General features: G+C 49.7%; 2 protein-coding genes. One reads left to right on the forward strand and one right to left on the reverse strand.

Annotated features, from left to right (window positions below; all coding sequences use genetic code 11):
• The first annotated feature begins 147 nt into the window (after positions 1 to 147).
• Positions 148 to 2,490 carry an agmatine deiminase family protein gene (locus AB1756_08700; protein MEW5807409.1) on the forward strand — a complete coding sequence of 781 codons (2,343 nt, stop codon included), beginning with the start codon at positions 148 to 150 and terminating at the stop codon, positions 2,488 to 2,490.
• 78 nt (positions 2,491 to 2,568) lie between these two features.
• Here AB1756_08700 and AB1756_08705 read toward each other — a convergent pair whose 3' ends face one another.
• Positions 2,569 to 4,809 (reverse strand): alpha/beta fold hydrolase, encoded by a 2,241-nt coding sequence (locus AB1756_08705; protein MEW5807410.1) that lies wholly within the window; start codon positions 4,807 to 4,809, stop codon positions 2,569 to 2,571.
• Positions 4,810 to 5,003 lie beyond the last annotated feature (194 nt).

Raw genomic sequence — 5,003 nt, forward strand, 5'->3', positions numbered from 1 at the left:
TAGATATTAATTTTTCCAATGACCATAATGAGTATGAAAGAATATCATCCTATTTCATCCTTTTTCCGCATTGTTTCTCTCTCATCGTCTCTATTCTTTTTGACCATTTTTTCTTTATCCTCCAGCGGGGCAGGGACACCTGGCGGAATGCCACCGGAGGGAGCTGTATGTCCAGGAGAATGGGAGGACATGAAGGCTCAGATAATGTCCTGGCCTATTGGCTCCACAGACCTCAACGACTTCTTCTGCCAGCTCGTGGACAATATCCAGGAATACAACGAGGTCTGGATGATCGTAGAAAGCCAGACGGATGAGGACTACGTAAAGAGCACGCTGAGCAACTGCGGGGTGCCTCTCACCAACGTCATCTTCATTCGTGAGAACGTGGATTCTATATGGTCCCGCGATTACGGTCCAGAGTACATGCGCACTCCTCTCCAGGAGGCTCACATTACGGATGCACAGTACTACTGGACAAGAACGAACGATGATGTCATTCCCTATCGGATTGCCATGCGCGAGGAGATCCCGGCCCATGAAGCCCGTATCGATTTCGAAGGAGGGAACTTCCAGTCCGATGGATACGGACATTGCTTCTATACAGATGGAGTCTATGAGGCTAATTCCACAATGACCCCTGAACAGGTCGATCAGGTTTTTCGGGACTACTATAACTGCAAGGAGACGACGGCTCTCCAGAGGCTCATCGGAGAGGGAACGGGGCATATCGACATGTTCGCAAAGTTACTTTCTCCGACCAAATGGATTGTTGGCCAATACCCTGTTGGCGACCCCAATTACCAGGTTCTTGAGGACAATGCCGCGCTCCTCGCAAGCCTGACGGCTTATAACGGACAACCGTATGAAGTCATCAGGATCCCGATGCCTCCCACTACCCCCACGGCCCTGGCTCTCGACTACGGAGATTTGCTCCCCAGATGGGATACGAGTGAAGGAGGACCCAGCTTGAATCTCCAGGAGATATGGCGGACACATACAAATTCCACGATCGCCGATGCGCTCGTCCTTGTCCCGATTTATGGCAAGGGAACCGATGAAGAAGCGCTTCAGATCTATAGCGACGCCATGCCCGGCCATGTCATCGTTGGCATCGATAGCGAAGCCATCATTCCTCTCGGAGGAGCCATGCATTGCGTGACCATGCAGGTCCCCGAGTATCCTCCATATGATGGACTCGCCTTCCACTCCATACAGGACCTCTCAGAAGTTACAGGCAATGGTAACGGCGCTATCGATCCAGGAGAGACGTGGGAGTTTAATTCGGTTCTTTGGAACCATGGAAGCGATACAGCCGGCTCGGTATCGGCGCGGATCGTGCTTAACTCTTCTGTCTCAAGCAGGGTTATCATGCTTCGCGATAGTTCCGGTTATCCAGACATCCAGGCCGGGGGCATAGGGGCCTCATCCAGGACATACCGTTTCGCTCTCGATGAAGCCTATCCCTGCGGCGAGCCTCTCATTTTTGATCTTATCGACGTGACCTCATCGCTTGGAGAAGATCCTGACCAGCCACGTTCATTGAAGCTGAACGTCGGAAGTGAAACCGTCATCACACGCTTCTGGGATGATATGGAAAGCGGATCCGGCGGATGGACACATGGCCCCATCAGTGGTGCGACCGACCTCTGGCATCAGCAGAATAATCCCGGATGCTTTCCTGCCGGTTCGCCTACGGTGGATTGGGCATTCAATGAAACTTCAGATTGCAATTATGCTACCGGAAACCGCGCTGGAGGCAATCTTACATCGCAGACGATCTCCGAGATTACGGCATCGAGCCGCTTCTACTTTGATTACTGGCGAGAGACTGATTTCTGCAGCCGTATTTTCATTGTCCCCGCGAAGGACTTCTTCAGTGTGGAAGCTTCAGATAACGGCTTTATAACAAAGACGACCCTGCTCGAACTGAGCTGCAAGCAACCCTCCCATGCACAGTGGCTTGCCGACGGCGCTTACGATCTTTCAAGCTTTGCCGGAAAGAGCATTCAGATCCGCTTCGTCTTCGATTCAAGCGATGCGGATGGAAATAGGTGGCGAGGGATCGGGATCGATGATGTCCTCATCGAAGATCGGACTTACTCTTGCTCTGCATTTACGCCGCCCCTTCCAGGCGAAGTCCCTGAGGGACCGGATTCTCCCGGGGAACCGGTTACCATAAGGAAGAGCGGAACTAACCTCATAATCAACTGGGATATGGAATGCAACGCTGGCTACTCCACAGATTATGCTATCTACAGAGGGAATCTATCCTCTCTTTCCTCAGGAACATGGGATCACATCCCTGTGGTATGCACCGATACCGGCCATGACTTAACGGAAACATTTGATGCTGGAACAGATTCCTACTATTTCCTCGTCGCCCCTCACGATGGTATCGTTGAAGGAAGCTACGGAAAGAAGAGTGATGGGGAAGCACGACCCGCCTCCTCCTCAGCATGTTATCCTGCTGGAGGCGGATCATGCCAGTGACGATCATCAGACTTCATAATATCGTGAAGTTCACGAAAGTCTTTATGGATTGCATCTTATCAGGCTGGGCCTGATTCTTCATTTCAGATGCTGCTTGAAGTAGGAAGCCATCTTCTTGAAGAGATGCGTCCTGCTGGCATCGCCACCGATGCCATGTCTCCCTTCCGGATATATCATCAGATCGAAATCGATTCTGTTCTTGATGAATTCATTGATCAACTGGACAGTGTCCTGGAAATGGACGTTGTCATCCTTCATTCCATGAATGACAAGAAGCCGATTCCTTAAGTTCTTTGCGTATGTTATTGGGGAACTTATGCCATAAGCATCCGGATCATCCTCCGGCGTCGTCAGCCTTTCCTCTGTATACTGGGTATCGTAGTTCCGCCAATCGCTGACCGGCGCGACGGCTACACCGACTTTAAAAAGATCCGGCGTCTTAAGCATGGCCATATTTGCCAGGAAACCACCGTAAGACCAGCCCCATATCCCGAGCTTGCTGGAATCGATGTATTTAAGCTTTTTGAGCCATTCTACTACATCCACAACATCATCCAGATCTTTCCCACCTAGGTTCTTGTAGACGTCAGTCCTGCATTTCCGACCATAGCCAGAACTCCCCCTGTAATCGATGTCAACGATGATGGCTTTCAATTCCTGAGCAAGATAGACATGAAAGAGGTACCAGGTCCCCTTCCATAGTTTTTTCACGGACTGGGCGTAGCCCCCACCATGCACATGGACTATGACGGGATACTTCCTCCTCTCCTGGAAATCGGTGGGCTTCATCATGCTGAAGTATATCTCCTCACTGTCTCTGCTTTTGACCTTGAAGTACTCAAGAGCCGGCAAATCATAGGTGGAAAGCTCTGGCGATATAGCATCGATGATCTTCACCTTTTCTCCGGCATGCGTCTCTTCATTCAACTTATCGATCTGGACTAAATACAGCTGCCAAGGAAGCCGATCGTCAGAATAAAGATCGACAAAATGCTTGAAGTCGGGAGAGAAAAATATGTTATGCCATCCCTCCTCTGCCGTCATTTGCTCTTTCCTTCCATTCAAAAAGTTTAAAGAGAAGAGATGGCGTTGCTGCGGCTCTACGCCCGTCGAAACAAAATAGATCTTCATGTTCTCATCCATTCCAAAAAGAGCGCTGATCTCCCATTTCCCATCAGTCAACTGCTTCGAGTTCTTCGTCACCATATCGTAAAAGTAGAGATGATTGAAACCATTCTTCTCCGATGTCCAGAGAAATCCTTTTGGTTCCTTTGTAAACTCGATGAAGTTATTGTGTATGTTCACCCATCGATCATCTTCCTCAAGCAGCATTCGTTGAAGGGAGCCTGCCTCGCAATCGTAACAATAGAGGTGTAGCTTCTTATTGTTCCTCTCGAGGATCCACAGAAAGAGATGATGGCTATCCAGCCAGCGAAGGCACACGACGTAAAAATCTTTAAGGTGGATATCAAGCCACTGGGTTTTTCCACCCGCAGCGGGAACGATGCCGATCCTCTCCACCGCATTCTTCTCGCCTGCTACAGGACGCTCCTGCGTTTCGTACTCCACATACCTCTGGAGATAGTCCGGGACGATAAGCTTCCTTACGGGGGAGAGATCAGACTGGATGTAGGCTATCCTCTCACCATCAGGGGAACATTCGTAACTGGAATACCTGCCCAGCTCCTCTAAAGCTATGTAATTGCTCAGGCCGTTCATGATCTTCTCATCCCCTGTGCTTGTTAGCTGGATAATTTCATTGCTCATCATGTCCATCAACCAGAGGTCGTTATCCCTCACGAAACAGATTCTATCAGTCACGCCACAGAATTTCGGGTCCAGCTCAGCCTTGTCGGTCCTGGTAATCCTCCGGAGCATTCCCGGTCCCAGATCATATAGAAAGAGGTCAGAATGATAGGGTATGAGGATCTTCCTGCAGTCAGGGCTCCAGAGAAAATCGCTCAGCCCGCTTCCAGATATTCTCATAGTCTCGCGGCGTTGCTTCTCTTCTTCAGGCATCTCGGTGATTTCACTTTCAAGATCTGCCGAGGAAACGATTTCGAGAAGATTCTTCGTCTCCACGTTGTAAAGCCACAGACTGAGATTCTTTTCCCCCTCACTGTTCCAGAGGAAGGCAAATCGAGTTCCATCTTCCGTCCATCGAATCCTGGCCGGAGCAATCCCTTCCAGCCTTGGGTCCGAGAAGATCCTCTCTATGGTTAACTCCTTTGCCAGGAAAAGGCTTCCAGTCATGACGAGAAGGCCGGCAAAAAACAGGATAGCCGAAAAAGTTTTATTTGCTCTCTTTCCTTTTTTCATCGCTCTTTCCTCCATGTTTTCCTATTATATAGCTTTGATTCAAGCAGTCCGAAAATAGTGTTGGCATAGGCCTGCGTCATGAAAGAGGGGTAAATCAAGAGACCCGGGACTCCCAATAATCTTCAAAACGATCAGACAGGGTCATACAGCGGAGAGCAATGATGGCATTGGCCCCTCGAACAGACCATTCCATA

This window comes from Acidobacteriota bacterium, from assembly GCA_040752675.1.
GTDB lineage: Bacteria > Acidobacteriota > Polarisedimenticolia > JBFMGF01 > JBFMGF01 > JBFMGF01.

Bases quoted from the DNA above. Each gene is read 5' to 3' on its own strand.
- AB1756_08700 (MEW5807409.1), top strand. From the start codon at position 148: ATGCCACCGGAGGGAGCTGTATGTCCAGGAGAATGGGAGGACATGAAG.
- AB1756_08705 (MEW5807410.1), bottom strand. From the start codon at position 4,809: ATGAAAAAAGGAAAGAGAGCAAATAAAACTTTTTCGGCTATCCTGTTT.